Raw genomic sequence first — 25,930 nt, forward strand, 5'->3', positions numbered from 1 at the left:
CCGGGCCGCCACCCGGGGCTCCGAAAGAGGCAGCCATCAGCGAGTTCGGGCCCGCGCGCGCGGCCCTCGCCGACACCTACGTGGGCGAGGACGCCGTGCTGACCTACGCCCGGGCCCAGTCCGCGCGGACCGGGATACGGGCCATCGGGCCGAGCGGCGGGGCCTGCCTGCGCCTGCTGGCCGCGGCGCTGGACGCCAAGGCGGTGGCCGAGATCGGCACCGGCACCGGGGTGTCCGGCGTCTACCTGCTGCGCGGGATGCGGCCGGACGGCGTGCTCACCACGGTCGACTCCGAGCCGGTGCGCCAGCAGCTGGCCCGCGAGGCCTACCAGGCGGCCGGCTTCGCGGCCAACCGCTCGCGGTTCATACCGGGCCGGGCCCTGGACGTACTGCCCCGGCTCGCCGACGGCCAGTACGACCTGGTGTTCTGCGACGGCGACCCGGCCGAGTCCCGCGAGTACCTGCTGGAGTCGCTGCGACTGCTGCGGCCGGGCGGGATGGTCTGCTTCGAGGGGGTCTTCCAGGAGGGCCGGCTCGCCGAGCCGGAACTGCAGGACCCGCAGACCGGCGCGGTGCGGGACCTCGTCCGGGACGTCCGGGAGAGCGACGCGCTGCTGCCCGCGCTGCTGCCGGTCTCGGACGGGCTGCTCTGCGCCGTCAAGCGCTGACCGCGGTGCGACGCCGGGCCCCCGTACAGCGCCGGGCGCCGGGCGCCAGGGGAACGCACGGGCCCGGGCCGACGTGATGTCGTACCCGGGCCCGGCAGTACGTCTCCAGGAGACGACGAGCACCCGCTGCGGTCAGCCGGTGACCTTCTTCAGGGCATCGCCCAGGGCGTCGGCCTCGTCAGGCGTGAGCTCCACCACGAGGCGTCCGCCGCCTTCGAGCGGAACGCGCATGATGATGCCCCGCCCCTCTTTGGTGACTTCGAGCGGGCCGTCACCCGTCCGCGGCTTCATGGCCGCCATGCTCGTTCCCCTTCCTGCAACCGCTCAGCTACGCACCGGCAGTCCGTCCACCGCCGGTATCGAACGCATTGATCGGAAGCCATTATCCCGCATGCCACGGCCTGATGACCAACATCACTCTCGGTGCAACCACGGCCGGACCGGCCGGAACCGCCGCAATTGGCGTCATAAGCCCCGGCGCGGCGGCGGTGCGGGCCCCACCGGAAGGTGCGATACCTCACACTCCCCAGGCTGCCCTCCGCTCCGGCATCCTGGCACGACCACCGACGCAACGATCGTTTAGGGAGCCCTCGCCCATGTCCGATTCCGTGCTGTACGAGCTGGACGGCGGCCTGGCCGTCATCACCATCAACCGCCCGGAGGCGATGAACGCCCTGGACGTCGCCACCAAGGTCGCGCTGCGCGACGCCGTGACCGAGGCCGCCGGCAGTCCGGCGGTGCGGGCGGTGCTGCTGACCGGGGCCGGTGAGCGGGCGTTCTGCGTCGGACAGGACCTGAACGAGCACCTGGCGCTGCTGAAGCGGTTCGAGGAGACCGGCGAGGGCGCGCTGCGGACCGTCGCCGAGCACTACAACCCGCTGACCCGCGCGCTCGCCGGGATGCGCAAGCCGACCGTCGCCGCGGTCGGTGGGGTGGCGGCCGGTGCGGGTGCCTCGCTCGCCTTCGCCTGCGACTTCCGGATCCTCTCCGACCGGGCCGGCTTCAACACCGCCTTCGCCGGGATCGGCCTGACCGCCGACTCCGGCGCGTCCTGGACGCTGCCCCGGCTGGTCGGGCACGCCAAGGCCACCGAGCTGCTGATGCTGCCCCGGACGGTCAAGGCCGCCGAGGCGATGGAGCTGGGCCTGGCCACCAAGGTCGTGCCGGCCGACGAACTCGCCGCCACCGCGCGGGTCTTCGCCCGCGAGCTGGCCGCGGGTCCGACGGTGGCCTACGGCGCCATCAAGGAGTCGCTGGCGTACGGCGCCTCCCACTCCCTGGACGAACTGCTCGACAAGGAGGACGAGTTGCAGACCCTGGCCGGGGAGAGCGAGGACCACCGGATCGCGGTGCGCGCCTTCATCGCCAAGGAGAAGCCCGAGTACGTGGGCCGCTAGGTCTACTTCGTCGTCGTCCCGCCGGTGCGGACGTGGCAGTCCGCCAGGTGGTCGTCGACCAGGCCGCAGGCCTGCATCAGGGCGTAGGCGGTGGTTGGGCCGACGAAGCGGAAGCCCGCCTTCTTCAGCGTCTTCGCCAGTGCCGTCGACTCGGGGGTGACGGCCGGCACCTCGCCCAGCGTGCGGGGGGCCGGCCGGTCCGGGCCGGCGGCGAACTGCCAGATCAGCGCGTCCAGGCCGCCGTCCAGGTCGCGGGCGACCCGGGCGTTGGCGATCGCCGCCTCGATCTTGGCCCGGTTGCGGATGATGCCGGCGTCGGCGAGCAGCCGCTCCTTGTCGGCCTCGCCGAACTCGGCGACCTTGCCGATCTCGAAGCCGGCGAACGCGGCCCGGAAGCCCTCCCGGCGGCGCAGGATGGTCAGCCAGGACAGGCCGGACTGGAAGGCCTCCAGGCAGACCCGTTCGAACAGGGCGTCGTCGCCGTGCACCGGGCGGCCCCACTCGGTGTCGTGGTAGACGCGGTAGTCGTCGGTGGAGTCGCCCCAGCCGCAGCGGCGCAGGCCGTCCGCGCCGAGGACGGCGCCGTCGCCCGCCCCGGTCACCGCTCCTGCACCGGCTTCGCGTCCTCGGGGGCCTGCCCCTTGGTGAGCGCCACGGCGGGCTCGACCACCGTGGCGAACTGCTCCAGGCCGGGCAGCGGTTCGGCGGCCGGGTCGGGGGCGGTGGCGGCCTCGACCGCGCCGCGCAGGTGGGCGGCGGCCTCCAGCTCGGCGATCCGCGAGTCGCGGTAGGCGAGTTCGGCGCCGAGGCGGTCCAGGACGTCGTCCACCTCGTCCATCCGGTAGCCGCGCACGGCCATCGGCAGGCGCAGCTCGTCCACGTCCGTCTTGCTCAGCGGTCGGTCCTGCGGAAGCCGCGCGGCGATGCGGTCCGGCACCGCCTCCGGCATCGAGCCGCCCCCGCCGAGCGCCACCAGCGCGGCGCCGCCGACCACGACGGCCATGGCGACCACGATCACCCAGAACACGAGCTGTCCTCCCGAACTCCCGGTCGGCCTCCTCCGAGGTGCCAGGGAACCGGGCTGATCATGACAGCATGGTCCCTAGTGAGGCCGGGGGCCATCATCGCACCCGCAGGAGCTGTGGAGGAGACATCGGTGGCACTGCGCCTGGGACCGCGCGAATTCGGTGACGACGAGCTGGTGATCATGGCCATCGTGAACCGGACCCCGGACTCGTTCTTCGACAAGGGCGCGACCTTCGCCGACGAGGCCGCCTTCGCCGCCGCCGACCGCGCGATGGCCCAGGGCGCGGCGATCCTGGACATCGGCGGGGTGAAGGCCGGCCCGGGCGACGAGGTCACGGTCGAGGAGGAGCTGCGGCGCACCGTGCCGTTCGTGGCCGAGCTGCGCAAGCGCCACCCCGAGGCGGTGATCAGCGTGGACACCTGGCGGCACGAGGTCGGCGAGGCGGTCTGCGAGGTGGGCGCGGACCTGCTGAACGACGCCTGGGGCGGGGTCGACCCCGAGCTCGCCGAGGTGGCCGCCCGGTACGACGCCGGGCTGGTCTGCACCCACGCGGGCGGCGCCGAGCCCCGCACCCGGCCGCACCGGGCCGGGTACGAGGACGTGATGGCGGACATCCTGCGGATCACCGTGGGGCTGGCCGAGCGGGCGGTGGAGCTGGGTGTCCGCCGGGACGCGGTGATCATCGACCCGGGGCACGACTTCGGCAAGAACACCCGGCACTCGCTGGAGGCCACCCGGCGGCTGCCGGAGATGACCGCGACCGGCTTCCCGGTGCTGGTCTCGCTCTCCAACAAGGACTTCGTCGGCGAGACCCTGAACCGGCCGGTGGACGAGCGGCTGCTCGGCACCCTGGCCACCACGGCGGTCTCGGCCTGGCTGGGCGCCCGGGTCTACCGGGTGCACCAGGTCGAGGAGACCCGCCAGGTGCTGGACATGGTCGCCTCGATCCGGGGCACCCGCCCCCCGGCGGTCGCCCGCCGGGGGCTGGCCTGAGGCCGTACCTCATCCTTGGCGCTCGGCCCGCCTCCGGGGCGCTCGGGCCCGGCGCGCCCCTTCGGCTCGCTCGCGCTAGATGTCGTCGGCGGGCCGGCGGGCCTCGGCGAGGATCTTCAGGACCTCGTCGATCTCGTCGGTGATGTGGAACAGCTCCAGGTCGTGCGGGGCCGCCTTGCCCTGCGCGACCAGGGTGTTCTTCAGCCACTCGTAGAGGCCGCCCCAGTAGGCGCTGCCGAAGAGGATCACCGGGAAGCGGGTGACCTTCTTCGTCTGCACCAGGGTGAGCGCCTCGAACAGCTCGTCCAGCGTGCCGAGTCCGCCGGGCAGGACCACGAAGCCCTGCGCGTACTTCACGAACATCGTCTTGCGGACGAAGAAGTAGCGGAAGTTCAGCCCGAGGTCGACGAACTCGTTGAGGCCCTGCTCGAAGGGCAGCTCGATGCCGAGCCCGACGCTGAGGCCGCCGCCCTCCGAGGCGCCGCGGTTGGCGGCCTCCATCGCGCCCGGGCCGCCGCCGGTGATCACCGCGTAGCCGGCCTCGGCGAGGGCCCGGCCGATGGCCACCCCGGCCTCGTACTCGGGAGAGTCGGCCGGGGTCCGGGCCGAGCCGAACACGCTGATCGCGGGCGGGAGTTCGGCGAGGGCGCCGAAGCCCTCGACGAACTCGGAGGTGATCCGCAGCACCCGCCAGGGGTCGGTGTGCAGCCAGTCGGTGGGACCGGTGGTGTCCAGCAGGCGCTGGTCCGTGGTGCTGGTGCCGACCTGGTCCCGGCGCACCAGCACCGGGCCCTTCTGCTTCTCGGGCCAGGCCTTCTTCTTCCGCGGCACGCCGACCTGCTCGGGGCCGTGTCCGTAGTGCTTGTCGTCTCCTGTGCCTGTCATGACGAAACCCTACGCCCGCCTTCCCCCGTTTTCAGGCAACGGGGGAAGGTCGGTTGGGCAACCGGAAGGTGGCGTTCGACCGTTGGCGGATCGGCCTCGAACGTTTTCGACTCAGCTGGTCAGCCAGGCGCGCAGGCGGGCCTCGGTCTCGGCGATGGCGGCCAGCGAGCAGTGCTCGTCCCGCTTGTGCGCGTAGTTCGGGTCACCGGGGCCGTAGTTGACCGCCGGGACGCCGAGCGCGCTGAACCGGGCGACGTCGGTCCAGCCGAACTTGGCCCGGGCCTGGCCGCCGGTGGCCGCCAGGAAGGCCCGGGCGGCCGGCTGGGACAGGCCGGGGAGGGCGCCCGGGGCGAAGTCGGTCACGGTCAGCTCGAAGCCGTCGAAGACCTCGCGGACGTGCTTCTCCGCGTCGGCCTCGCTGCGGTCCGGCGCGTAGCGGAAGTTGATGGTGATGACGCACTCGTCCGGGATCACGTTGCCGGCCACGCCGCCGTCGATCCGCACCGCGTTGAGGCCCTCGCGGTACTCCAGGCCGTCGATCTCCACCCGGCGCGGCCGGTAGTCCGCCAGCCGGGCGAGCACCTCGGCGGCGTGGTGGATGGCGTTGTCGCCGAGCCAGCTGCGGGCCGCGTGGGCGCGCACGCCGGTGAGCCGGATCTGCGCCCGCAGGGTGCCCTGGCAGCCGCCCTCGACCATGGCGTCGCTGGGCTCCATCAGCACCGCGAAGTCGGCGGCCAGCCAGTCCGGACGGTCCTTGGCGAGGTGGCCGAGGCCGTTGCGGTCGGCCTCCACCTCCTCGCAGTCGTAGAACACGTAGGTGAGGTCGCGGTTGGGCTCGGTCAGGGTGGCGGCGAGCCGCAGCGCCACGGCCACACCGGACTTCATGTCCGAGGTGCCGCAGCCGTAGAGCAGGTCGCCGTCGACGTACGAGGGCAGGTTGTCGGCGATCGGCACGGTGTCCAGGTGTCCGGCCAGCACGACGCGCTCGGTGCGGCCCAGGTTCGTGCGGGCCACCACGTTGTTGCCGTGGCGGTCCACGGTCAGGTGCGGGTAGCCGCGCAGGGCGGCCTCGACGGCGTCGGCGAGCGCCTGCTCGTCGCCGCTCACCGAGGGGAAGTCGACGAGCCGGGCGGTCAGCGCGCCGCCGTCGAGGGTCAGGTCCAGGGGCGTCGGGTTCGGGCTGCTCATGGCGCCAGCCTAGTCGCGCGGTTGTGCACCCTGTGTGGTCGTTCTGTGACGTGGAACGCCCCCGGATCGGCAACCGGAGTGCGCCGCACATCCGTCCGAGTGGGTACGGTGTCGGATCAAGACGGCAGGGCGCGAGAGGGGCGACGGTGGCCAGGAGAAGGCACAGCGATGAGCTGGGCGAGGAGCTGGGCGACGATGTGGCGCCCCGCCGCCGCGGTCCGGTACGCGCGCTGTTGCTCGTGCTGGTCGGGCTGTTGGGCCTGGCGATGGTCGCGGGCCTGGCGGTGGTCGGGATCTGGTGGTTCGGGTTCCGGCAGAGTGCCACGGAGGAGTGCACGGTGAAGACCGCGGCCGGCAGCGGCACGCTGGAGCTGCCGCAGGCCGCCAACGCGGCGACGATCGCCGCGGTGGCCCGTGCCCGCGGGCTGCCGGACCGGGCGACCGCGATCTCGCTGGCGACCGCGATGCAGGAGTCCAAGCTGCGCAACCTCGCGGGCGGCGACCGGGACTCGATCGGCCTGTTCCAGCAGCGGCCCTCGATGGGCTGGGGCACCCCGGACCAGATCGCGGACCCGGTGTACGCGACCAACAAGTTCCTGGACGGTCTGGTCAAGGTGTCCGGCTACACCCGGATGCCGCTGACCGACGCCGCCCAGGCGGTGCAGAAGAGCGGCTACCCGCAGGCGTACGCCAAGCACGAGACCAAGGCGACGCTGCTCACCTCGGCGCTGGCCGGCCGGGAGCCCGCCTCGTTCACCTGCGTGGTGAAGGACTACGCCAAGCCGGACCCGGCCGACTCGCCGTCGCCGACCGCCGGCGCCTCGGCCACGCCGGCCGCCCAGCCGGACCGCACCCAGGTGCTGTCGGACCGGGTGCGCCGGGAGTTCGGCCGGACGGTCACCCCGGCCGCCGGCTACGCCTCGACGATCAAGGGCGCGGAGAACGCCGTCGCGCTGACCCCGGACCCGGCCACCGCCGCGCTGACCACCTCGGCCGACGCCGGGGCCGACGCGGGGGCGGGCGCCGAGCGGGCCAGCGGCTGGGAGGTGGCCCACTGGGCGGTCGCCCAGGCCCAGCAGCTGGGCATCGCGACGGTCGCCTACGACGGGAAGATCTGGCGCAAGACCGAGTCGGAGGACGGCTGGCAGTCCCAGACCTCCGGGACGTCGACCAAGCTCGTTCAGGTCACCCTGGCCCCGTACGGGAAGGGCTGACGGACACACGTTCGGGTTGCCGCCGGACGGGTGATTCCGGTCAACTCCGTTGGACCGGCCGCCCGCTGCGGCGGCCCTGAGTGGCGAACCGTCACTTCCCTTGGCCGACACCGGTCCGACGGCCTCCGACGGGGTCCGGAGGAGACCTCTACTGCGGTCGTACGATCCGATGGTCGGTCAGGCACTTTCCTTGCACCGGCCGAAACCTTCTGGCTTCTCAAGCGGTAACAACGTCGTCCGCCCGGTCCCGTCCACGCCCGGATCGTCCACCTGGCGGACGGGATGACCCAGACCCCTTCGAGGAGCCTCATGTCTCACCCCCTCACGCGCCGGATCGCCCATGCCGCGCTCGTCGTGGCGGCCGGAGCGACCCCGCTGGTCGCGGCCGGCTCCGCGTCCGCCCTGGGCGGGGACGCCCTGCTTCCCAAGAGCGACCTCGCGGCGCCGCTGGGCCAGCTGACCAACACCGACACCGGTTCCACCCTGCAGCACACCACCCACCAGCTCGGTCAGGCGGCCGGCACCACCGGTGCGGCCACCGTCGCCGCGGGTGTACCGGCCTCCGCCGACGCGGCCGGGAACATCGTCGCCCACCAGCTCCCGGAGGCGAACGAGAAGGCCAGCTCGCTGACCGCCCCGGTCGACCAGACCGCCGCCACCACCGGCCAGCTCTCCGCCGTCACCCCGAAGGTCGCCTCGGCCCTGGCCGGCAAGCTCGGCGAGGCCGTCACCGGCAAGGGCATGGGCACCCGCAGCGCCGACGCAGGCGCCAGCCCGGTCGGCGGGCTCGCCCAGGCGGGCTCGATCGCCCAGGCCCTGCCCGGTGCCGACAAGCTCTCCGGCGCCGTCCCCGGCACCAACGCCGTCACCGACGCGCTGCCGACCAGCGCGGTCGAGCGCGCCCTGCCGCTCGGCCCGGTCGAGCACGCGCTGCCCGGCGGCCTGCCCGGCACCGACGTCCTGGGCCTGGCGGAGCACGGCTCGGCCAACCGGCTCGGCGGCGCCGACCTCGGCCCGAACAACCCGCTGTCCGGCCTGACCAACTCGCTCGGCCCGGTCGGCGGCCTGCTGGGCGGCGTGAACGGCGGCAGCATCAGCGGCCTGCCGCTGTAGTCCCGATGACGGAAGGGGTCGGTGTTCCGTGCGGAACACCGACCCCTTCCGTCGTGCCGTCAGCGTGCCGCGGTCAGCCGCTCCACGGCCGCGGCGACCCGCTCGTCGGTCGCGGTGAACGCGACCCGGACGAAGCCGGCGCCGGCCGGCCCGTAGAAGTCACCGGGCGCCACCAGGATGCCCAGCGCGGCCAGTTCGGCCACCGTCTCCCAGCACGGACGGTCCTGGGTCGCCCACAGGTACAGGCTCGCCTCGGAGTGCTCGACCCGGAAGCCGGAGGCCTCCAGCGCCGCCCGCAGCGCCGAGCGCCGGGCCGCGTACCGCTCCCGCTGCTCGGCCACGTGCGCGTCGTCGGCCAGCGCCGCGATCGTCGCCGCCTGGACGGGCGCCGGCACGATCATGCCGCCGTGCTTGCGCAGCCCCAGCAGCTCCTGGACCACCACCGGGTCGCCCGCCACGAAGGAGGCGCGGTAGCCCGCCAGGTTGGAGCGCTTGGAGAGCGAGTGGACGGCCAGCAGGCCCTCGTGGTCGCCGCCGCAGACGTCCGGGTGCAGCACCGAGACCGGCTCGGCCTCCCAGCCCAGTTCCAGGTAGCACTCGTCGCTGACCAGCAGCGCCCGGTGCTCCCGGGCCCACTGGACGGTGCGGCGCAGCTCGTCCGCGCCGAGCACCCGGCCGGTCGGGTTGGACGGCGAGTTCACCCAGAGCAGGCGCACCCGGGAGCCGTCCAGCTCGTCCACCGAGTCGTACTCGACCGGCTCGGCGCCGCACAGCCGTGCGCCCACCTCGTAGGTCGGGTAGGCCAGCCGCGGGTAGGCGACCTGGTCGCCCGGGCCGAGGCCGAGCTGGGTCGGCAGCGAGGCCACCAGCTCCTTGGAGCCGACGGTCGGCAGGACGGCCCGCGGGCCGATCTGCGCGCCGAGGCGGCGGTGCAGCCAGCCGGCGATCGCCTCGCGCAGCTCCAGCGGGCCCCAGACGGTCGGGTAGCCGGGCGTGTCGGCGTGCGCGGCCAGGGCCTTCTGGATCACCTCGGGGACCGGGTCCACCGGGGTGCCGACGGAGAAGTCGCAGAGGCCGCCGGGGTGGGCGAGGGCGGTGGCCTTGTAGGGCTCCAGCTTGTCCCAGGGGAACACCGGGAGCCGGTCGGAAACGCGGCGCGCCGCTCCCGGGTGGCCCGGGAACGGCGCGTGCGTGCTGTTGGCGTTCACAGCTCAGTAGCCACCGATCGTCAGTGGTCGGCGTTCTGCGGCGGCAGCGCGGCGATGAACGGGTGGTCCCGCTCGATCAGGCCGAGCTTGGAGGCGCCGCCGGGCGAACCCAGGTCGTCGAAGAACTCGACGTTCGCCTTGTAGTAGTCCTTCCACTCCTCCGGAGTGTCGTCCTCGTAGAAGATCGCCTCGACCGGGCAAACCGGCTCGCACGCGCCACAGTCGACACACTCATCCGGGTGGATGTAGAGGGAGCGCTGGCCCTCGTAGATGCAGTCAACCGGGCACTCTTCGATGCACGCCTTGTCCTTCACGTCGACACAAGGCTGCGCGATGACGTAGGTCACGCTGTCGTTCCTCCTCGGAAGGGCCTGGCGGCCCGTTCTGTTCTGCTGCCGTGCGCGGTGAGCGCGGCGTCGTCGATGCCCGCCCCTAGTATCGCGGGTCGGAGCAGGCAAATGCACAGGAGGTGGCCGGATCATGACCCGAGACCAGCTGGAGAGCCGTCCGGAAGTCCGGATAGATCGCTCTGACGTGGGACTTCGAGTCTCCGTGCGACGCCTCTCGGAGTTCGTGGACGACCGCCCGGTGTTCCGTGATGTGATCGGCGTGCTCACATCGTGGGACGATCAAGGACTGACGGTCGAGCCCCGCTCCGGCGGACCGGTCACCTTCCCGGAGAAGCTGCTGGTCGCGGGCAAGGTCGTGCCGCCCTTCCCGGCCCGGCGCGCGCCGCTGCCCGCCGCCACACCGGTCGACCTGCAGCGGATCGCCGGACGCGGCTGGCCCGGGGTCGAGCAGGAGGCGCTCGGCGCGTGGACGCTGCGCGCCGCGGCCGGGTTCACCCGGCGGGCCAACTCCGTCCAGGCGCTCGGCGACCCGGGCGCGCCGCTGCCGCGGGCCCTGGCCGCCGTCCGGGACTGGTACGCGGCGCGCGGACTGCCCGCGTACGTCGAGGTGATCACCCCCGGATCGCCCCCGGACCTGCGCGCCGAACTCGACCGGCTGGGCGCCGGGTACTCCCCCACCCTGGTGCGCACCGCGCCGCTCGCCCCGCTCGCCCGGACCGGCGCCGGGCACCAGAAGGTGCGGCTCTCCCGGACGGCGGACGCCGAGTGGACGTCGCTGTACCGCCGGATGAGCCCGGACCCGGCCCTGGAGCGGGCCGCCCGGGAGGTGCTGCACGGCGGCCCCTCGGTCTGGTTCGCCACCGTGCCCGGCGCCCCGGGGCAGCCGCCGCTGGCGATCGGACGCTGCGTCATCGACGGACCGTGGGCCGGCTTCGGCGCGATCGAGGTGCAGCCGTACGCCCGCCGGGCCGGACTGGCGACCTCGGTCATGGCGGTGCTCGCCGCCCGCGCGGCGGAGGAGGGCGCGAGCGGCGCGTACCTGCAGGTCGAGGCCGAGAACGACGGTGCGATCGCGCTCTATGACGGACTCGGCTTCACGACCAGTCACACTTACCACTACGCGCTCCTTCCCCAGGAGTAGCCGCCCGACCGTTCCATCCTGGTATGTCCGCTTGTCCGTCCGTCGTACGAAGGCCGTCGCCGTCACCGTGACCGAGCAGAGCAGAGACCGCTTCCGGACCGCCGCCCGCACCGAGCAGCCCGACCCGGTGCTGCTCTGCCTGCTCGCCGCCGCCGAGCACGACCCCGTCCTCGACCCGGGCGATCCGGGCGAACCACCCGGCGTGGACACCCTGCTGGCCGCCTGCGAGGCCGCCCTCGACCGGCACGCGGCGGCCGTCCGGCAGGCCGTGGCCGAACGCTCGCCGTCCGGGCCGGAGGAGACCGCCGCCCTGCTCGCCGCGGTGCTCGGCGGGCGGGAGCGCTTCCACGGACGCCAGTCCGACTACCGGCGGCTGGAGTCCTCGCTGCTGCCGGACGTGCTGCGCCGACGGCGCGGCCTGCCGATCATGCTCTCGCTGGTCTGGGCGGCGGTCGGCCGGCGCGCCGGGCTCACCGTCCACGGCATCGCCCTGCCCGGCCACTTCATCGTGGCGGTCGGCGGCCCGGGCGGCGGCGAGGACTACGTCCTCGCCGACCCGTTCCACGGCGGCCGGCTGCTCGACCCGGCCGACGTCGAACGCCTGGTCGCCGCCTCCGGGCACGACTTCACCCCGGCCCTGCTCACCCCCGCCCAGCCGCTGGACATCGTGCTGCGGGTGCTCGGCAACATCCGGGTCTGGGCCGCCGACCGGCCCGAACAGGCCCGCACCCAGCTCTGGGCCACCGAACTCGCCCTGCTGCTTCCCCGGCACCCGGCCCAGCTCCGCCTGGAACGGGCCGAACTCCTGGTGCGGATGGGCGACTTCCTCGGCGGCGCGGCGGAGATGGACTCCTACGCGCAGATCCTGGACGCCTTCGACCCGGACACCGCCGCGAAGGTCCGCCAGGAGGCCCGGGCGGCCCGCCACCGGCTCAACTAGCGGCTCGGCCGGCGGCTCCGCGCGGGGTTACAGCCAGCCCTTCTCCCGGGCGATCCGGACCGCCTCGGTGCGGTTGCGGGCCTCGGTCTTCTGGATCGCCATCGAGAGGTAGTTGCGGACCGTCCCCTCCGACAGGTGCAGCCGCCCGGCAATGTCCGCGTTCACCGCGCCGTCCGCGGCCGCGCCCAGCACGTCCCGCTCCCGCGCGGTCAGCGGGTTGGCGCCCTCGGCCAGCGCGGCCGCCGCCAGCACCGGGTCGATCACCCGCTCGCCGCGCAGCACCCGGCGGATCGCCTCGGCCAGCTCGGAGGCGGGCGCGTCCTTCACCAGGAAGGCGTCCGCGCCGGACTCCATCGCCCGGCGCAGGTAGCCGGGACGGCCGAAGGTCGTCGCGATGACCACCTTCGTACCGGGCGACCGGCGGTGCAGTTCGGCGGCCGCCTCGATGCCCGTCATCCCCGGCATCTCGATGTCCAGCACGGCGACCTGCACGTCGTTCGCCAGTACCGCCGCCACGACCTCGTCCCCGCGACCCACCTGCGCGACGACGTCGAGGTCCCCCTCCAGCCCGAGCAGCGCGGCCAGCGCCTCCCGGACCATCCCCTGGTCCTCGGCGAGCAGCACGCGGATCGAGGGGCTGTTCTCTGCGTTACCCATGGCCATGACCTTAGGGCCTGCCCGTCGGGCCCTCGCCGGGGCCGACGGGATCCGGGGGGCAGGCCCGTTCGGAGGCCCGGCCCCCAGCCTCCGAACGGAGGGGCCGCGAGGTTATCGAGTGGTTCACCGGGGCGCCGCACTCCAGACTGACCGGATGCTGACCCTGGAGCGGGAGTTCGTCCTCGACGACCGCCCCGCCGTCCGCTACCACCGCGCCCTGGACGCCCCCCGGTCGTCCTGAGAGCGGACCGCTACGGGACCTGCGGGGCGGGCGCCGGCACCGTCCGCAGCGGCACCGAGGCCCGTACCCGGAAGCCCTTGCCGCGCGGCCCCGGGCCGGTCTCCAGCCGCCCGCCGACCAGGGCCAGGCGCTCGCCCAGCCCGGAAAGCCCGTTCCCCGGCTGGGACTTGCCCGGCCCGCGCCCGTCGTCGGTGATCTCCAGGACGGCGTACCGCTCGCCGCTGTCCTCCCAGCTCTCGTCCGCCGTCACCGTGCAGACGGTGGCGCCCTCGCCGTGCCGGACGATGTTGGTGACGGCCTCGCGCAGCGCCCAGGCCAGCGCGCCCGCCTCCTCGTTGGCCAGCGACGGCCAGGCGTCCACCAGTTCCGGCGCGGCCTCCAGCCGGACCTGCGCGGCGGACAGGGCGGTGCGGGCGGCGGCCAGTTCGACCGGCAGGGTGGGGCGGCGGAAACCGGTCACCGCCTCGCGCACGTCGATCAGCGACTGCCGGGCGACCTGCTCGATGTCGGCGACCTGGGCCCGCGCCGCCTCGTCCTTGCCCGCGTCCATGAACCGTCCGGCCAGCTCGCTCTTCAGGGTGATCAGCGAGAGCGAGTGCCCGAGCAGGTCGTGCAGGTCGCGGGCGAGCCGCAGCCGCTCCTCGGAGGCGGCCAGGTGGGCGACGGCGGCCCGGGCCTCGCGCAGCTCCTTCATGGTGGCGACCAGCCGCTGCAGGCCGGTCATCGCGACGCCGGAGAGGAAGGCGCTGAGGGCGAAGGTGGTGGTGTTGTCCGAGCCGGCGTGGATCACCAGACCGGTCGCGGCGGTGAGCGCGGCCATGCCGACCAGCGCGCGCAGCGCGTGCTTCAGCGGGGTGATCACCGCGAGGCAGACCGAGGCGTAGATGAACATGGTCAGGAAGGCGCCGCCGAGGACGGCCGAGGAGGCCACGGCCAGCACGATCATCGTCCCGACGATCAGCTGGCAGGCCCGCGGCTTCATCCCGGCCTGCGAGCGGAAGATCACCAGCAGCACGTAGGAGCCCACGAAGACCACCAGGCAGGCCCAGCCGAGGAGTTGACCGGTCAGACGGTGGCCGCCCTTGATCAGGTCGCTCGCCGGGTAGACCAGGTAGAGCATCCACAGCAGCATCCAGGCGACCTTGACCATCAGCTGTCGCCGGGTCTCCACCGGGGCGCCGGGGACGTTCATGAAGGACGCGCTCGCCGGACCGGCCTCCGTCGGCTCGTCGGGGCGTTCCGTCCGGCGCTCGTCACTCATGTGGATCATCATGCCTGGCGGGTGTCACGCCGGTACAGGACCGTCGCGGCGGCCACGAACACCGCGAAGAAGGCGACCAGCCCGGCGACGGCGGCCAGGTCCAGCGAGTGGCCGGGCTGGGTGAAGCCGGCCAGCTTGTTGTACAGGAATACCGGGTTGAACCGGGCGAACTTCTCCAGCGAACCGCTCACCGGGAACCAGGTGCCGCCCAGCAGCGCCATCGCCATGTAGGTGATCATCACGATCGGCTGCACCGCCTCGGGCGCCGCCGCGTAGCCGAGCGCCACCCCCAGCGCGGCGAAGACGAAGCTGCCCAGCCAGAGCGCGGCCGCCAGCCCGATCCACTGCGGCACGCTCAGCGAGACGCCCTGGCTCGCGCCGACCACGAAGACCACCAGGATCGCCGGCAGCGTGGTCACCGCGGTCGCCGCGATCTTGCCGACGGTGTACGCCCGGCCCGGCAGGGCGGTCAGCCGCAGCTGGCGCGTCCAGCCGCTCTTGCGCTCCAGCGAGATCCGCTGGGCGCTGCCGGTGAGCACCGCGCCGACCGCGCCGAAGGTGGCCATCGAGACCATGAAGTAGGTCTTCACGGGCAGGCCGCCAGCCTGGTTGCCGGAGCCGTAGGCGTTGATGAAGAAGACGTACATCAGCGCCGGGTAGACGACGGTGAAGAACAAGTAGCGCCGGTTGCGGAGGGTCCGCAGGATCTCCAGCTTGATCAGGGTGGTCATCGCACGGTCTCCTTCTCGGCGTCGGCCTCGCGGTCCAGCTCGCCCGTGATGGTCAGGAAGGCCTGCTCCAGGCCGACCCCGGTGACCTCCAGCCCGCGCGGGTACAGGCCCGCCCGGTAGATCCCGGCCACGCTGGCGTCGGCGTCCGCGGTCCGGATCCGGACCGTCCGCACCCCCGGGACGCGGGCGGTGACGTCCAGCGACCGCACGCCCGGCAGGGCGCGCAGCACGGCCTCGTCGAAGCGGGCGGCGTCCGCGGTGAGGTCGGCGTCGTGGAGCTCGAAGGCGATCCGGCGGGCCCCGGCGCGCGCCTTGATCTCCGCCGAGCTGCCGTCGGCGATCAGCCGGCCCCGGTGCAGCACCAGGACGCGGTCGGCGATCGAGTCGGCCTCCTCCAGGTAGTGGGTGGCGAACAGCACCGTGCGCCCGGCGTCGGCCTGGGCGCGCATGCTCGCCCAGAACGCCTGCCGGACGCTGACGTCCATGCCGGTGGTGGGCTCGTCCAGCACGATCAGGTCGCTGTCGCCGGCGATCGCCAGGGCGAAGCGGACCCGCTGCTCCTGGCCGCCGGACAGCTTGTCCACCCGGCGGTCGGCGATCCCGGTGATCCCGGCGTCGGTCAGCACCCCCGTGACCGACCGGCCGCGCGGGTGCACCGTGCAGGCGAGCTCGACCAGCTCGCGGACCTTGACGTCGGTCATCAGCCCGCCGCTCTGCAGCATCGCGCCGACCCGGCCGTCCTCGATCGCCGCCCGCGGGGTGCCGCCGAACAGCGTGACGCTGCCCTGGTCGGGCTCCCGCAGGCCGAGCAGCAGGTCCAGGCTGGTGGACTTCCCGGCGCCGTTCGGGCCGAGCAGGGCGACGGTCTCGCCCGGCCGCAGCACGAGGTCCAGTCCGTCCACGGCGCGCACCCGCCCGTAGCTCTTTCCGACGCCGCGGAAGGCGGCCACCTCGGTAACCATTCGCCCGGCTCCTCTTCCCTGGTGGTGTCGCGTGCGGTGCTGTCCGCACCACCTCAGGGTCCCGCGCGGGCCGGGGCCGGCGGCAGTGTCGGCCGTCGTGCCTTCGGTATGACGGATGTCATGCCGGCGGCCGGCCCCCCGGGCGGAGGTGCCGGCCGCGGAACGCGCTGGTCGGGGGGCTACAGCCCCAGCGAGCGCTTCACGAAGTCGACCTGGAGCAGCAGCAGGTTCTCCGCGACCTCCTCCTGCGGGGTCATGTGGGTGACGCCGGACAGCGGCAGCACGGTGTGCGGGCGGCCGGCGGCGAGCAGGGCCGAGGAGAGCCGCAGGGTGTGGGCGGCCACCACGTTGTCGTCGGCCAGGCCGTGGATGATCATCAGCGGGCGCTCCAGGCCGGCCGCGTAGCCGGTCAGCGAGTTCGCCCCGTACACCTCGGGCCGCTCGGCCGGGTGGCCCAGGTAGCGCTCGGTGTAGTGGGTGTCGTACAGCTCCCAGTCGGTCACCGGCGCCCCGGCCACCGCCGCGTGGAACACGTCGGGGCGGCGCAGCACGGCGAGCGCGGCGAGGTAGCCGCCGTACGACCAGCCGCGGATCGCCACCCGGTCGAGGTCCAGCGGGAACTCCCCGGCGAGCGCCTGGAGCGCGTCCACCTGGTCCTCCAGGGTGGCCCCGGCGAAGTCGAAGGCGATGGACTTCTCCCAGGCCGGGCCGCGCCCGGGGGTGCCGCGCCCGTCGGCGACGACCACCGCGAAGCCCTGGTCGGCGAACCACTGGGAGTTGAGGTGGGCGTTGTGCGCCTGGACGACGCGCTGGCCGTGCGGGCCGCCGTACGGGTCCATCAGGACGGGCAGCAGGCCGTCGCGCTCGCGGTCGTAGCCGGTGGGCAGGAAGACGGCGGCCGGGATGCGCCGCTCCCCGGCGAAGCGGAAGACCGGGCGGGGGGTGATCACCGGGGTCTCGGCGTACGAGGTGATGGTGGCGACGTCGTCGACCACCACGCCCTCCGCGAGGTCCCGGGCGACCTGCACCAGGGTGCCGGGCAGGTCGGGCTCGGCGGTGGCCCGGACGGTGATCCCGCCAGCGTGCACCGCGCTGGTGACGGAGGTGAACGGACGGCCGTTGGCGGACTCCCAGGCGAGCTGCTTGCCGTCGTGGCTGATCCGGCCGACGGCGATCCAGCCGGGCTCGGGGTCGGCCTCCCCGGCGCCGCCGGCGGCGCTGAAGAACACCTCCCGCGCGGTGACCGCGACGACCGAGCGGACGTGCAGGTCGGCGCCGGTGACGACCTGGTCGCCGACCACCAGCGCGCGTACCCCGCCCTGGTCGGAGATCCGGACCAGCTTGCCGTCCGGGGTCCAGGCCGGCACCCCCGGGAAGGCCTCCAGCCAGGCCTCGTCGCGTTCCTCGACCAGCACCTCGGTGGCGCCGGTGGTCACGTCCAGGCCGAGGATCCGCTGGGTGCGCTGGTCGCGGGACTGGACGAGCAGCAGCGGCACGCCGCCCTCGGACCAGTGCACCCGGGCCAGGTACGGGAAGGCCTCGTGGTCCCAGGCCACCTCGGTGCGCCCGCCGTGCAGGTCGAGCACCCAGAGCCCGACCTCGGCGTTGGCGGTGCCGGCCGCCGGGTAGGCGACCTCGGCGGGCTCGCGGTCCGGGTTGGCCGGGTCGGCGATCCACCAGCGGCGCACCGGGCTGTCGTCGGCGCGCTCGGCCAGCAGCCGCTCGCCGTCGGGGGACCACCAGAAGCCGCGGTCGCGGTCGATCTCCTCCTGGGCGATGAACTCGGCCTGGCCCCAGGTGACGTTCGGGCCGTCCGGCTCGGCGAGGGCCCGGTCGCCGCCGCCGTCGGTGCGGGTCAGCCGCAGTTCGCCGGCCGTGTTGGCGTAGGCGACGTGGGTGCCGTCCGGGGACAGCCGCGGGTCCAGCAGCGGGCCCACGGCGGGCAGTTCGGCGGTGCCGCCGGTGACGAGGTCGGCGGTGAACAGCCGGCCGGACAGCGCGAAGGCGGCCAGCCCCCCGGCCGCGTCCAGGGCGTAGCCGACGATGCCGGCCGAGCCCTCCCGGCTGCGCTCGCGGCGGGCCTTCTCGGCCGGCGAGAGGTCCTCCTCGCCGCCGCCGAGCAGGACGGCCGGGTCGGCGGCGATCCGCTCCTCGCCGGTGGCGGTGTCGAGGGTCCAGAGCAGGTTGGCCTTGTCACTGCCGGTGGGGGTCCCCCCGGCCGAAGGCCGGGAGCGGAGGAAGACGACCCGCGAGCCGTCCGGTGCGACGGAGAAGGAGCGGGGGGCGCCGACGGTGTAGCGCAGGGTCCGCGCGTACTGCCGGGGGAAGGTGTCCGCAGGGGTGTGGGAGGTCATGGCACCAGACCCTACGACGGCCGACTCCCACGGCCGGGTGACTGACGATCACTCGTTCGGAGCATCCCGCCCGAGTACGCCCCAAAGGGGCCCATACCCCCTCCGACCGGCCCATGCGCCCCACAAGTGCCCCCGTGCCCCGGCGCGCGTGGACTCACTGAATGTAATGCTCCCCTTACTCATCGGGTATGACTGGTCAGACGAGTGATCGTCGGGCCCCGTCCCGGGCCCCGGTCACCCGGCCCCGGTTCCCGTACGGTCCCACCGCCGTCCTCCCCAGGGGGCGGCGCCCGAGAAGGGGTATGAGCCCACATGGCCATGAACATCTCCGCAGCCGTGCTGATGCTCGTCATCGTGGTGGTGCTGATCCGCCGCTCCGGCCTCAAGCTGGCGCACGCCATCGTCTGCGCGCTGCTCGGCTTCTACCTGGCCTCCAGCTCGATCGCGCCGTCGATCAGCCAGGTCACCAGCAACCTCGCCGGAATGATCAATGGCCTGAAGCTCTGACCCCACGACCGCGGTCGTTAGGCTTCCTCCCATGACCGCGACTACCGGCCGCCGCCTCCTCCTGGTGCACGCCCATCCCGACGACGAGTCGATCGGCAACGGCGCCACCATGGCCAGGTACGCCGCCGAGGGCGCCCGGGTGACCCTGGTGACCTGCACCCTCGGCGAGGGCGGCGAGGTGATCCCGCCCGCGCTGGCCCACCTGACGGCCGATCGGGACGACACCCTCGGCGCGCACCGGATCGGCGAGCTGACCGAGGCGATGCGCGCCCTCGGCGTCACCGACTTCCGATTCCTCGGCGGCCCGGGGCGCTACCGCGACTCCGGGATGATGGGCGTGCCCGAGAACGACGACCCCGGCTGCTTCTGGCGGGCCGACGTGGACGAGGCGGCGGGCCACCTGGTCGCGGTGATCCGCGAGGTGCGCCCGCAGGTGCTGGTCACGTACGACGACGACGGCGGCTACGGGCACCCGGACCACATCCAGGCGCACCGGGTCGCGATGCGCGCCTACGAGCTGGCCGCCGATCCGGCGCACCGCCCCGAACTCGGCGCCCCCTGGCGGATCGCCAAGGTGTACTGGAACCGGATGCCCGGCTCGGTGCTCGACGCCGGGCTCGCCGCGACCGCCGCCGAGGCGTCCTTCCCGGGCGTCGCCCAACCCGCGGACGTACCCGGGGTGGTGGCCGACGAGGTGGTCACCACGGTGCTGGACGGCACCGGGTACGCCGGGCCCAAGGCCGCGGCGATGGCCGCGCACGCCACCCAGATCACCGTGGCCGGCGCCTCCTTCGCGCTCTCCAACCACCTCGGCCAGCCACTGTTCGCCACCGAGTACTACCAGTTGGTGCGCGGCCAGGCCGGGCCGGAACGGCCCGAACGCGACCTGTTCGCGGGCCTGACCGAGGATCCGACTCCCAGCGAGGGGAACGCCCGATGACCGCGCCCGCCGCCAAGCCGAAGAGCCGCTCGATCGCGGTGACCGTCCTCGGCACCCGCGAGGAGCGGCTGGCCGAGCCCCAACCCCCGCGCGCCGCCCGGATCGCGGCGTATGTCCTGTTCTTCCTGCTGGGCGTCGCGGTATCGGTGTGCGGATCCTTTGTGCAGGCCCTGTGGCCGCCCGTGGGGGTTCTGCTGGCGCTCGCCGCCACCGCCGCGACCTTCTACGCGGGCCTGCGGGTCACCGGCACCCGGCTGGGCGCCGCGATGCCCGCGGCCGGCTGGTTCCTGGCGATGCTGCTGATGATGGTGCCCCGGCCGGAGGGCGACAACGTGCTCTGGTCCAACGCCACCTCGCTGGCCTGGCTGTTCGTCGGCTCGATCCTGGGCGTGATCTGCGCCACCCTGCCGACCCGCACCAGTTGGTTCCCCGGGGTGCCCAACCCCCCACGCTGATCCCGGTGGTCGGCCGCGTACGGTAGCGCGCACAACGCGCAGTCAGGATCACTCCGCCGTACTCTCATACCGGAGGAACCGGACGTATCAGGATCTGTCCGAAGCCGTTCACCGCTCAGTTCTTCCCAGTATGGTGGTCCCGCAGTACGTCGTACCCGACCGCCGTTTGCCCCAGGCCCGGCGACCACGAACCGCGGTCGCGCCACACGGCCCGCCCGCGAACCCGGAGCAGAGCAGCATTGAGCAGCCGCGAATCTGACAACGCCAACCCGACGCCCCGGCGCACGGGTCCGGACGCCTACCCGTCGGGCACGCCGCCCTACGGCACTCCGGGCCTCCCCGGCGGAGACCGGGCCGGCGCCGAAGCCGGGTCGGGCGGCGAGGACGACGGTCCGAAGACCGAGACCACCCTGACCACCCGGGTGCGGATCAACATCCCCGGCTCGCGCCCGATCCCGCCGGTCGTCGTCCGCAGCACCGTCAAGAACGAGACCGCCCGGTCCGACGAGGGCCCCGCCGAGCCGGCCGAACCCGGCGGCCCGCGGCACCGCTCCGCGCCCGCCTCACCCGTCCTCGGGGTGATGGACGGCGGCGGACACCCGGCCACCCCGCCGAACCTGCCGCCGGAGTGGCAGATCCCGCCGATCCCGCCGGCGACCTCGGAGGCCGAGTCCACCGGCGCCTGGTTCCGGCCGCGGCAGAAGAAGACCCCGACCGCCGAGCCCGCCCCGGCCGCCGTGCCGGTCGGCGCCCCGGGCGCACCGGAGGCCCCGACCGGGCCCGGCACCGCCGCCGAGAACCGCCCGCAGGCGGCCCCGAACGGCGCCCGCCCGGCCCCGGCCGCCGGTGCGGCCCGGCCGAACGGCCGTCCGGTGCCCGCCCAGGGCAAGGCGCCGAACCCGGGCGCCGCGCCCACCCCGGCCGCTCCCGCCTCGCCGTACGGCACCGGGGGCCCGGCCGAGGAGCCCGGCGTGTACGAGGCCGCCGACCCGTTCGCGCCGGTCGCCGACCCGTTCGCCCCGTCCGGCCCCGGCGCCGGTGCGCGCGGCCCGCGCGGCGACCGTCCGCAGCAGCGGGCGCCGCAGCAGGGCGGCCTCCCCCAGGGCCCGCCCCGGACCACCAGGACCCGCCCGAACGGGCCCCAGCAGGGCGGGCTGCCGCAGGGCGGGCTGCCGCAAGGCGAGCCCAACCCGGAGGACACCTCGGTGGACGGCTTCGCGCCGATCCGCGAGAACACCCCGCCGCCGGCCGCCATACCCGGCCTGCCCCCGCACGGCGCCCAGAACGGCGCCCCGCGCGGCGCCGACGGCCGTCCGCAGCCGGGCCTGTTCGCCTCCGCCCCGACCGGCGCCGACCCGTTCGCCACCCAGCGCCCGGCCGCCCCCGGTCAGGACCCGTTCGCCACCCCGGCGGGCCCCGGCGGGCTCTTCCCGGGCGCGCCCCAGCCGGCCCCGCAGTCCGGCCCCTCCGGGCCCCGGCGGGCCGGCCGCGACCCGGAGGCCACCGAGGTCACTCCGCTGCCGGCCCCCGGCCCCCAGGCCGCCGGCGCCCCCGGTTCCCCTGGTGCCCCGGCCGGACCCGCCGCCCAGCCCGGCCCCGGTCCTGGCCCCGACGCCACTCCCGTTCCCGCGCCCGGCCCGGCACCCGCCAAGGCCAAGGCCGAGCCGGCCGCCCCTGCCAAGGCCAAGCGCGGCGGCGCGAAGAAGCTCGTCAAGCTCGGCGTCTACGCCGTCGGCGGGGTGTTCTTCCTCGGCGCCGCGGCGTACGGCACCGGCCTGATGCTCAACCAGTCCGACATCCCCAAGGGCACCGTGGTGCTCGGCACGGACATCGGCGGCAACGGCCGCGACCAGGCGATCCACGCGCTGGACGCCTCGGTCGGCAAGGCCGGGCAGCAGCCGCTGAAGCTGAAGATCGGCGATCAGTCGGTCGACCTCGACCCGACCGTCGCCGGGCTGAGCTTCGACACCACGGCCACCGTGGACGGCCTCGCCGCGCACAGCTACAACCCGGTCGACGTCATCAAGTCGATCCAGGGCGGCACCAAGGCCGTCGCCCCGGAGGTCCGGATCGACCGCGCCAAGCTCAAGGCCGCGCTGGACTCGCTGGCGGCCGGCTCGGGCCAGGGCCTGCAGGAGGGCTACGTCAAGTTCGCCGACAACGGCGACCCGGTCGTGGTCCCCGGCAAGGCCGGGCAGGCGGTGGACTCCAACGCCGCCCTGGACGTCATCGAGCAGGCCTACCGCGACCGCGCCGCCGGCAAGCCCGACCAGCCGATCGCGCTGGCCGTCACGGCCGCCCAGCCCAAGGTCTCCACCCAGGCCCTGCAGGCCGCCGCCGACAGCCTCGGCAAGCAGGTGACCAGCGGGAAGATCCACCTCCTGGCCGGCGCCAAGCCCTGGGACTTCGGCAGCAAGACCGCCGCCAAGGCGCTCACGCTGACCCCGGACGCCTCCGGCAAGATCGTGCCCAAGTGGGACCTCGACGCGCTGAACTCCCAGCTGAACGGGGTGTTCGACAAGGTGAAGGTCAAGAAGAACGGCCAGAGCGCCGCGATCACCCCGCAGGACGTCGCGGACGCCGTCAGCTCGCTCTTCGACAAGACCGGCGACAAGGATCGCACCTACAAGTTCCCCGTCGCCTGACGTCACCCGGCACCCGCTCCGGCTCGGGGGCCGACGAACCGGACACGAACGACGGGCGGGACGGCCGCATCCACCGGATGCCGCCGTCCCGCCCCTCGACAACCCCCCTCCCGGTCAGCAAGATGTGACGCCACACCATCCGTCACAGTCACCCCGGGAGTCACGCCGATGGGCCGCCGCCTCCAGCACCACCGGACGGCACTGCTCGCCGGTCTCACCGTCCTCACGCTCTCCCTGGCGCTCTGCTCCTGCTCCTCCGGGTCGGACGGCGGCGCCGCCGCGGACGCGCTGCCCGCCGCCGGGATGCCCAAGCTCACCTCGGTGGACATCAACGCGCACGCCCGCGCCCAGCTGCGCCCGGGCGGCACCCTGAACCTGGCGATCGCCCAGTTCTCCCACCAGTGGTCGCCGATCCACACCGACGGCACCGTGTCCTCGACCGTCGCGGTCAGCAAGCCGCTGCTGCCGACCTTCTTCCGCTCGGACGCGGCCGGCACCCAGACCGTCAACCCGGCCTACCTCCAGGAGGCCCACTCCGAGGTCAGGGACGGCCGCCAGGTGGTCACCTGGACGCTCAACCCCAAGGCCCACTGGTCCGACGGCACCCCGATCACCTGGCGCGACATCGAGGCCAACTGGCGCGCCATGAACGGCAAGGACCCGGCCTACCAGCCGTCCAGCACCTCCGGCTTCGACCTGGTCACCTCGGTCGAGCGGGGCAAGGACGACTACCAGGCCGTGATGACCTTCGACCGGCCGTTCTCCGAGTGGCAGTCGATGTTCAACAGCGCCGCCAACGCCCCGCTGCTGCCCGCGAGCAGGATCGCCACCCCGGACCTCTTCAACTCGGCCTACCTGGACGCCATCCCGCTCACCGCCGGCCCGTTCAAGGTCGAGCGCCTGGACCCGACCGCGCAGACCGTCACCCTGGTCGCCGACCCGACCTGGTGGGGCGACAAGCCCCTGCTGGACCGGATCGTCTTCCACACCATGCTGCCCGACGCGATGCGCACCGCCTTCGCCAAGGGCGAGATCGACCTCCTCGACAACGGCCCGGACGTGGCCGGCTACCAGGTCATCAAGAACACCAAGGGCGCGGCCGTCCGCCGGGCCGGCGGGCCGGACTACCGCCAGCTCACCCTGAACGCCCGCACCCCGCTGCTCACCGACCCGACCGTCCGCCAGGCCGTCTTCCAGGCGATCAACCGGGACGCCCTGATCCGCACCGACCTCAACGGCCTGGACTGGCCCGCCATCCCGCTCAACAACCACCTGCTGGTCGCCAACCAGAACGGCTACCGCGACAACTCCCTGGGCCTGTCCCGCTTCGACCCGGCCGAGGCCGCCCGCAAGCTGGACTCGGCGGGCTGGAAGCTCGACGGCGACGTGCGGAAGAAGGACGGCCACGAGCTGAACCTGCGGATGGTCGTCCCGGCCGGGGTCGCCATCGCCCAGAACGAGACGGCGTCGCTGTCGAAGATGCTCAAGGACGTCGGCATCAAGGTCACCCCGGTCACCGCCACCCCCAACGAGTTCTTCGACAAGTACGTCAACCGCAACGACTTCGACATCGCCGTCTACGCGCTGCTCGGCACCCCGTTCCCGGCCAGCGGCAGCCGCGCCGGCTACGTCCAGAACAGCGCCGGCAACCGGTCCGGTGCGGGCAGCGCCGCGGTGGACGCCGCGCTCGACCGGGCGGCCGGCGCGGCCGACGCCGGCACCGCCTCCGAGGCGATCAACCAGGCCGACGGCGAACTCTGGAAGGTGGCCGGCGTACTGCCGCTCTACCAGCGCCCCCAGCTGTACGGCGCCCGCGCCGACCTCGCCAACATCGGCGCCCAGGGTCTGTCCGACATCGTCTGGGAGAACGTCGGCTTCACCAAGTAGCGCCGGGCCTCAGCCGTGCAGGGTCTCCCGCCAGTAGTGGCAGGCGCTGCGGCGGCCCGGCAGCTCGGCGCCGTCCTCGGTCGCCACCGGCACCAGCGGCGGGAGTTCGGTCCGGCAGAGGTCCTGCGCCCGGTCGCAGCGCGGGTTGAAGGCGCAGCCCTCGGGGATCCGCAGCAGGCTCGGCGGCAGACCCTTGATGGCGTGCAGGTCCTGGCCCTTCTGGTCCAGGCGCGGGATGGAGGCCAGCAGGCCCTTGGTGTACGGGTGCGCGGGCCGCGCGTACAGCTCGTGCACCGGGGCGGTCTCGACGATCCGGCCCGCGTACATCACCGCGATCTTGTCGGCGACGTCGGCGACCACACCGAGGTCGTGGGTGATCAGGATCAGGCCCATGTTGAACTCGGCCTGCAGTTCGGCCAACAGGTCCATCACCTGAGCCTGGACGGTGACGTCCAGCGCGGTGGTGGGCTCGTCGGCGATGATCAGGTCGGGCTCCAGGGCCAGCGCCATGGCGATCATGATGCGCTGGCGCATCCCGCCGGAGAACTGGTGCGGGTAGTCGCCGACCCGCTGCCTGGCGGCCGGGATGCGCACCCGCTCCATCAGCTCGACGGCCTTCGTCTTGGCCTCGGCGCGCGACAGCCCCTGGTGCACCCGGAACATCTCGCCGAGCTGGTAGCCCACGCTGAGCACCGGGTTGAGGGCGGACAGCGCGTCCTGGAAGATCATCGCGATCTGCCGGCCCCGGACCGTCCGCCGGTGCCTGGGGCTCATGGTCAGCAGGTCCTCGCCCCGGAACAGGATCCGCCCCGAGGTGATCTTCGCGGGCGGCACGTCCAGGATGCCCATGATCGCCTGCGCGGTCACCGACTTGCCCGAGCCGGACTCGCCCAGCACCGCCAGCGTCTCCCCCGCCGACACCGAGTAACTCACCCCGTTGACGGCCTTGGCCACGCCGTCCTGGGTGTGGAACTCGATGTGCAGGTCCTCGACCTCCAGCAACGGCGTCCCGGGCGCCAGGTTCTCCCGTCCGCCGCCGGTCACCTCCACCACGTCCATGCGGGCAGCCCTCCTCAGCGCAGCAGCGACCATCGACAGGCGCAGAGCAACTATCAAGGAACGGAAGCCACTTGGGGAGCCTGCGGTAGATCTCGGTTCCATCACGG

26 protein-coding genes are annotated in these 25,930 nt (G+C 73.7%); 13 read left to right on the forward strand and 13 right to left on the reverse strand.

Translation table 11 applies throughout. From position 1 onward, the window contains the following. Positions 1-35 precede the first annotated feature (35 nt). Complete coding sequence (locus ACZ3YL_RS19640; protein ID WP_188303549.1) at positions 36-668, forward strand: O-methyltransferase; 633 nt, start codon at positions 36-38, stop codon at positions 666-668. A gap of 132 nt (positions 669-800) precedes the next feature. Here ACZ3YL_RS19640 and ACZ3YL_RS19645 read toward each other — a convergent pair whose 3' ends face one another. Beyond that, positions 801-968 (reverse strand): DUF3117 domain-containing protein, encoded by a 168-nt coding sequence (locus ACZ3YL_RS19645; protein WP_188303543.1) that lies wholly within the window; start codon positions 966-968, stop codon positions 801-803. A gap of 296 nt (positions 969-1,264) precedes the next feature. Here ACZ3YL_RS19645 and ACZ3YL_RS19650 point away from each other — a divergent pair, with 296 nt between their 5' ends. Further along, entirely contained in the window at positions 1,265-2,065 is an 801-nt protein-coding gene (locus ACZ3YL_RS19650) for an enoyl-CoA hydratase-related protein (protein ID WP_380457860.1), read from the forward strand. 2 nt (positions 2,066-2,067) lie between these two features. On the opposite strand, the gene ACZ3YL_RS19655 is transcribed toward ACZ3YL_RS19650, so the two are convergent. Then, positions 2,068-2,667 carry a DNA-3-methyladenine glycosylase I gene (locus tag ACZ3YL_RS19655; RefSeq protein WP_317620946.1) on the reverse strand — a complete coding sequence of 200 codons (600 nt, stop codon included), beginning with the start codon at positions 2,665-2,667 and terminating at the stop codon, positions 2,068-2,070. After that, complete coding sequence (locus tag ACZ3YL_RS19660) at positions 2,664-3,092, reverse strand: DivIVA domain-containing protein (RefSeq protein WP_188303541.1); 429 nt, start codon at positions 3,090-3,092, stop codon at positions 2,664-2,666. Before ACZ3YL_RS19660 ends, ACZ3YL_RS19655 begins: the two co-directional genes overlap by 4 nt. A 180-nt stretch (positions 3,093-3,272) precedes the next feature. On the opposite strand from ACZ3YL_RS19660, the gene folP reads away from it, so the two are divergent. After that, a complete protein-coding gene (folP, locus tag ACZ3YL_RS19665; RefSeq protein WP_465658817.1) occupies positions 3,273-4,085 on the forward strand; it encodes a dihydropteroate synthase in 813 nt (270 codons plus the stop codon). A 75-nt stretch (positions 4,086-4,160) separates the two neighbouring features. On the opposite strand, the gene ACZ3YL_RS19670 is transcribed toward folP, so the two are convergent. Then, positions 4,161-4,970 carry an LOG family protein gene (locus ACZ3YL_RS19670; protein ID WP_223241921.1) on the reverse strand — a complete coding sequence of 270 codons (810 nt, stop codon included), beginning with the start codon at positions 4,968-4,970 and terminating at the stop codon, positions 4,161-4,163. 111 nt (positions 4,971-5,081) lie between these two features. Beyond that, on the reverse strand, positions 5,082-6,158 hold the full coding sequence (gene dapE / locus ACZ3YL_RS19675) for a succinyl-diaminopimelate desuccinylase (RefSeq protein WP_188303540.1): 1,077 nt from the start codon (positions 6,156-6,158) through the stop codon (positions 5,082-5,084). Between the two features lie 146 nt (positions 6,159-6,304). Here dapE and ACZ3YL_RS19680 point away from each other — a divergent pair, with 146 nt between their 5' ends. Both ACZ3YL_RS19680 and ACZ3YL_RS19685 read left to right on the forward strand, forming a co-directional pair. Further along, a complete protein-coding gene (locus ACZ3YL_RS19680) occupies positions 6,305-7,372 on the forward strand; it encodes a VldE C-terminal domain-containing protein (RefSeq protein ID WP_188303539.1) in 1,068 nt (355 codons plus the stop codon). Positions 7,373-7,681: 309 nt separating this feature from the next. Further along, positions 7,682-8,485 carry a hypothetical protein gene (locus ACZ3YL_RS19685; protein ID WP_223241928.1) on the forward strand — a complete coding sequence of 268 codons (804 nt, stop codon included), beginning with the start codon at positions 7,682-7,684 and terminating at the stop codon, positions 8,483-8,485. A 59-nt stretch (positions 8,486-8,544) separates the two neighbouring features. Here ACZ3YL_RS19685 and dapC read toward each other — a convergent pair whose 3' ends face one another. Then, complete coding sequence (gene dapC, locus ACZ3YL_RS19690) at positions 8,545-9,693, reverse strand: succinyldiaminopimelate transaminase (RefSeq protein ID WP_188303538.1); 1,149 nt, start codon at positions 9,691-9,693, stop codon at positions 8,545-8,547. Positions 9,694-9,713: 20 nt separating this feature from the next. Beyond that, entirely contained in the window at positions 9,714-10,040 is a 327-nt protein-coding gene (gene fdxA / locus ACZ3YL_RS19695) for a ferredoxin (RefSeq protein ID WP_030287402.1), read from the reverse strand. A 133-nt stretch (positions 10,041-10,173) separates the two neighbouring features. Here fdxA and ACZ3YL_RS19700 point away from each other — a divergent pair, with 133 nt between their 5' ends. Together ACZ3YL_RS19700 and ACZ3YL_RS19705 are read left to right on the forward strand one after the other, a co-directional pair. Beyond that, the gene (locus ACZ3YL_RS19700; RefSeq protein WP_465658726.1) at positions 10,174-11,184 is read left to right on the forward strand and encodes a GNAT family N-acetyltransferase; all 1,011 of its coding nucleotides are present in this window, start codon (positions 10,174-10,176) and stop codon (positions 11,182-11,184) included. Between the two features lie 31 nt (positions 11,185-11,215). Continuing rightward, the gene (locus tag ACZ3YL_RS19705) at positions 11,216-12,124 is read left to right on the forward strand and encodes a SirB1 family protein (protein ID WP_223241920.1); all 909 of its coding nucleotides are present in this window, start codon (positions 11,216-11,218) and stop codon (positions 12,122-12,124) included. Between the two features lie 27 nt (positions 12,125-12,151). Here ACZ3YL_RS19705 and ACZ3YL_RS19710 read toward each other — a convergent pair whose 3' ends face one another. Continuing rightward, positions 12,152-12,781 carry a response regulator transcription factor gene (locus ACZ3YL_RS19710; protein ID WP_188303535.1) on the reverse strand — a complete coding sequence of 210 codons (630 nt, stop codon included), beginning with the start codon at positions 12,779-12,781 and terminating at the stop codon, positions 12,152-12,154. 118 nt (positions 12,782-12,899) lie between these two features. Here ACZ3YL_RS19710 and ACZ3YL_RS19715 point away from each other — a divergent pair, with 118 nt between their 5' ends. Next, positions 12,900-13,022 (forward strand): hypothetical protein, encoded by a 123-nt coding sequence (locus ACZ3YL_RS19715; protein WP_465658728.1) that lies wholly within the window; start codon positions 12,900-12,902, stop codon positions 13,020-13,022. Between the two features lie 10 nt (positions 13,023-13,032). Here ACZ3YL_RS19715 and ACZ3YL_RS19720 read toward each other — a convergent pair whose 3' ends face one another. The 4 genes from ACZ3YL_RS19720 to ACZ3YL_RS19735 all read right to left on the reverse strand — a co-directional run bounded on the left by ACZ3YL_RS19720 (position 13,033) and on the right by ACZ3YL_RS19735 (position 18,330). Then, positions 13,033-14,283 (reverse strand): sensor histidine kinase, encoded by a 1,251-nt coding sequence (locus ACZ3YL_RS19720; RefSeq protein WP_465658730.1) that lies wholly within the window; start codon positions 14,281-14,283, stop codon positions 13,033-13,035. An 8-nt stretch (positions 14,284-14,291) separates the two neighbouring features. After that, complete coding sequence (locus ACZ3YL_RS19725; protein ID WP_188303533.1) at positions 14,292-15,014, reverse strand: ABC transporter permease; 723 nt, start codon at positions 15,012-15,014, stop codon at positions 14,292-14,294. Then, complete coding sequence (locus ACZ3YL_RS19730; RefSeq protein ID WP_188303532.1) at positions 15,011-15,976, reverse strand: ABC transporter ATP-binding protein; 966 nt, start codon at positions 15,974-15,976, stop codon at positions 15,011-15,013. The genes ACZ3YL_RS19725 and ACZ3YL_RS19730 overlap by 4 nt, the downstream gene beginning before the upstream one ends. A gap of 179 nt (positions 15,977-16,155) precedes the next feature. Then, positions 16,156-18,330, reverse strand: coding sequence for a S9 family peptidase (locus tag ACZ3YL_RS19735; RefSeq protein ID WP_188303531.1), 2,175 nt, complete (start codon positions 18,328-18,330; stop codon positions 16,156-16,158). 312 nt (positions 18,331-18,642) lie between these two features. On the opposite strand from ACZ3YL_RS19735, the gene ACZ3YL_RS19740 reads away from it, so the two are divergent. From ACZ3YL_RS19740 to ACZ3YL_RS19760, 5 genes are all read left to right on the forward strand, one after another. After that, on the forward strand, positions 18,643-18,837 hold the full coding sequence (locus ACZ3YL_RS19740) for a DUF2304 family protein (RefSeq protein WP_030062563.1): 195 nt from the start codon (positions 18,643-18,645) through the stop codon (positions 18,835-18,837). Positions 18,838-18,868: 31 nt separating this feature from the next. Next, a complete protein-coding gene (gene mshB / locus ACZ3YL_RS19745) occupies positions 18,869-19,777 on the forward strand; it encodes an N-acetyl-1-D-myo-inositol-2-amino-2-deoxy-alpha-D-glucopyranoside deacetylase (RefSeq protein ID WP_188303530.1) in 909 nt (302 codons plus the stop codon). Beyond that, positions 19,774-20,232 (forward strand): DUF6113 family protein, encoded by a 459-nt coding sequence (locus tag ACZ3YL_RS19750; protein ID WP_223241918.1) that lies wholly within the window; start codon positions 19,774-19,776, stop codon positions 20,230-20,232. The genes mshB and ACZ3YL_RS19750 overlap by 4 nt, the downstream gene beginning before the upstream one ends. Positions 20,233-20,471: 239 nt before the next feature. Further along, complete coding sequence (locus tag ACZ3YL_RS19755; RefSeq protein ID WP_465658733.1) at positions 20,472-22,877, forward strand: peptidoglycan binding domain-containing protein; 2,406 nt, start codon at positions 20,472-20,474, stop codon at positions 22,875-22,877. Positions 22,878-23,045: 168 nt separating this feature from the next. Then, positions 23,046-24,764 (forward strand): ABC transporter family substrate-binding protein, encoded by a 1,719-nt coding sequence (locus ACZ3YL_RS19760; protein ID WP_465658735.1) that lies wholly within the window; start codon positions 23,046-23,048, stop codon positions 24,762-24,764. A 9-nt stretch (positions 24,765-24,773) separates the two neighbouring features. Here ACZ3YL_RS19760 and ACZ3YL_RS19765 read toward each other — a convergent pair whose 3' ends face one another. Further along, entirely contained in the window at positions 24,774-25,823 is a 1,050-nt protein-coding gene (locus ACZ3YL_RS19765; protein ID WP_188304164.1) for an ABC transporter ATP-binding protein, read from the reverse strand. Positions 25,824-25,930 lie beyond the last annotated feature (107 nt).

The sequence above is a fragment of the Kitasatospora sp. NPDC023176 genome, assembly GCF_055560495.1.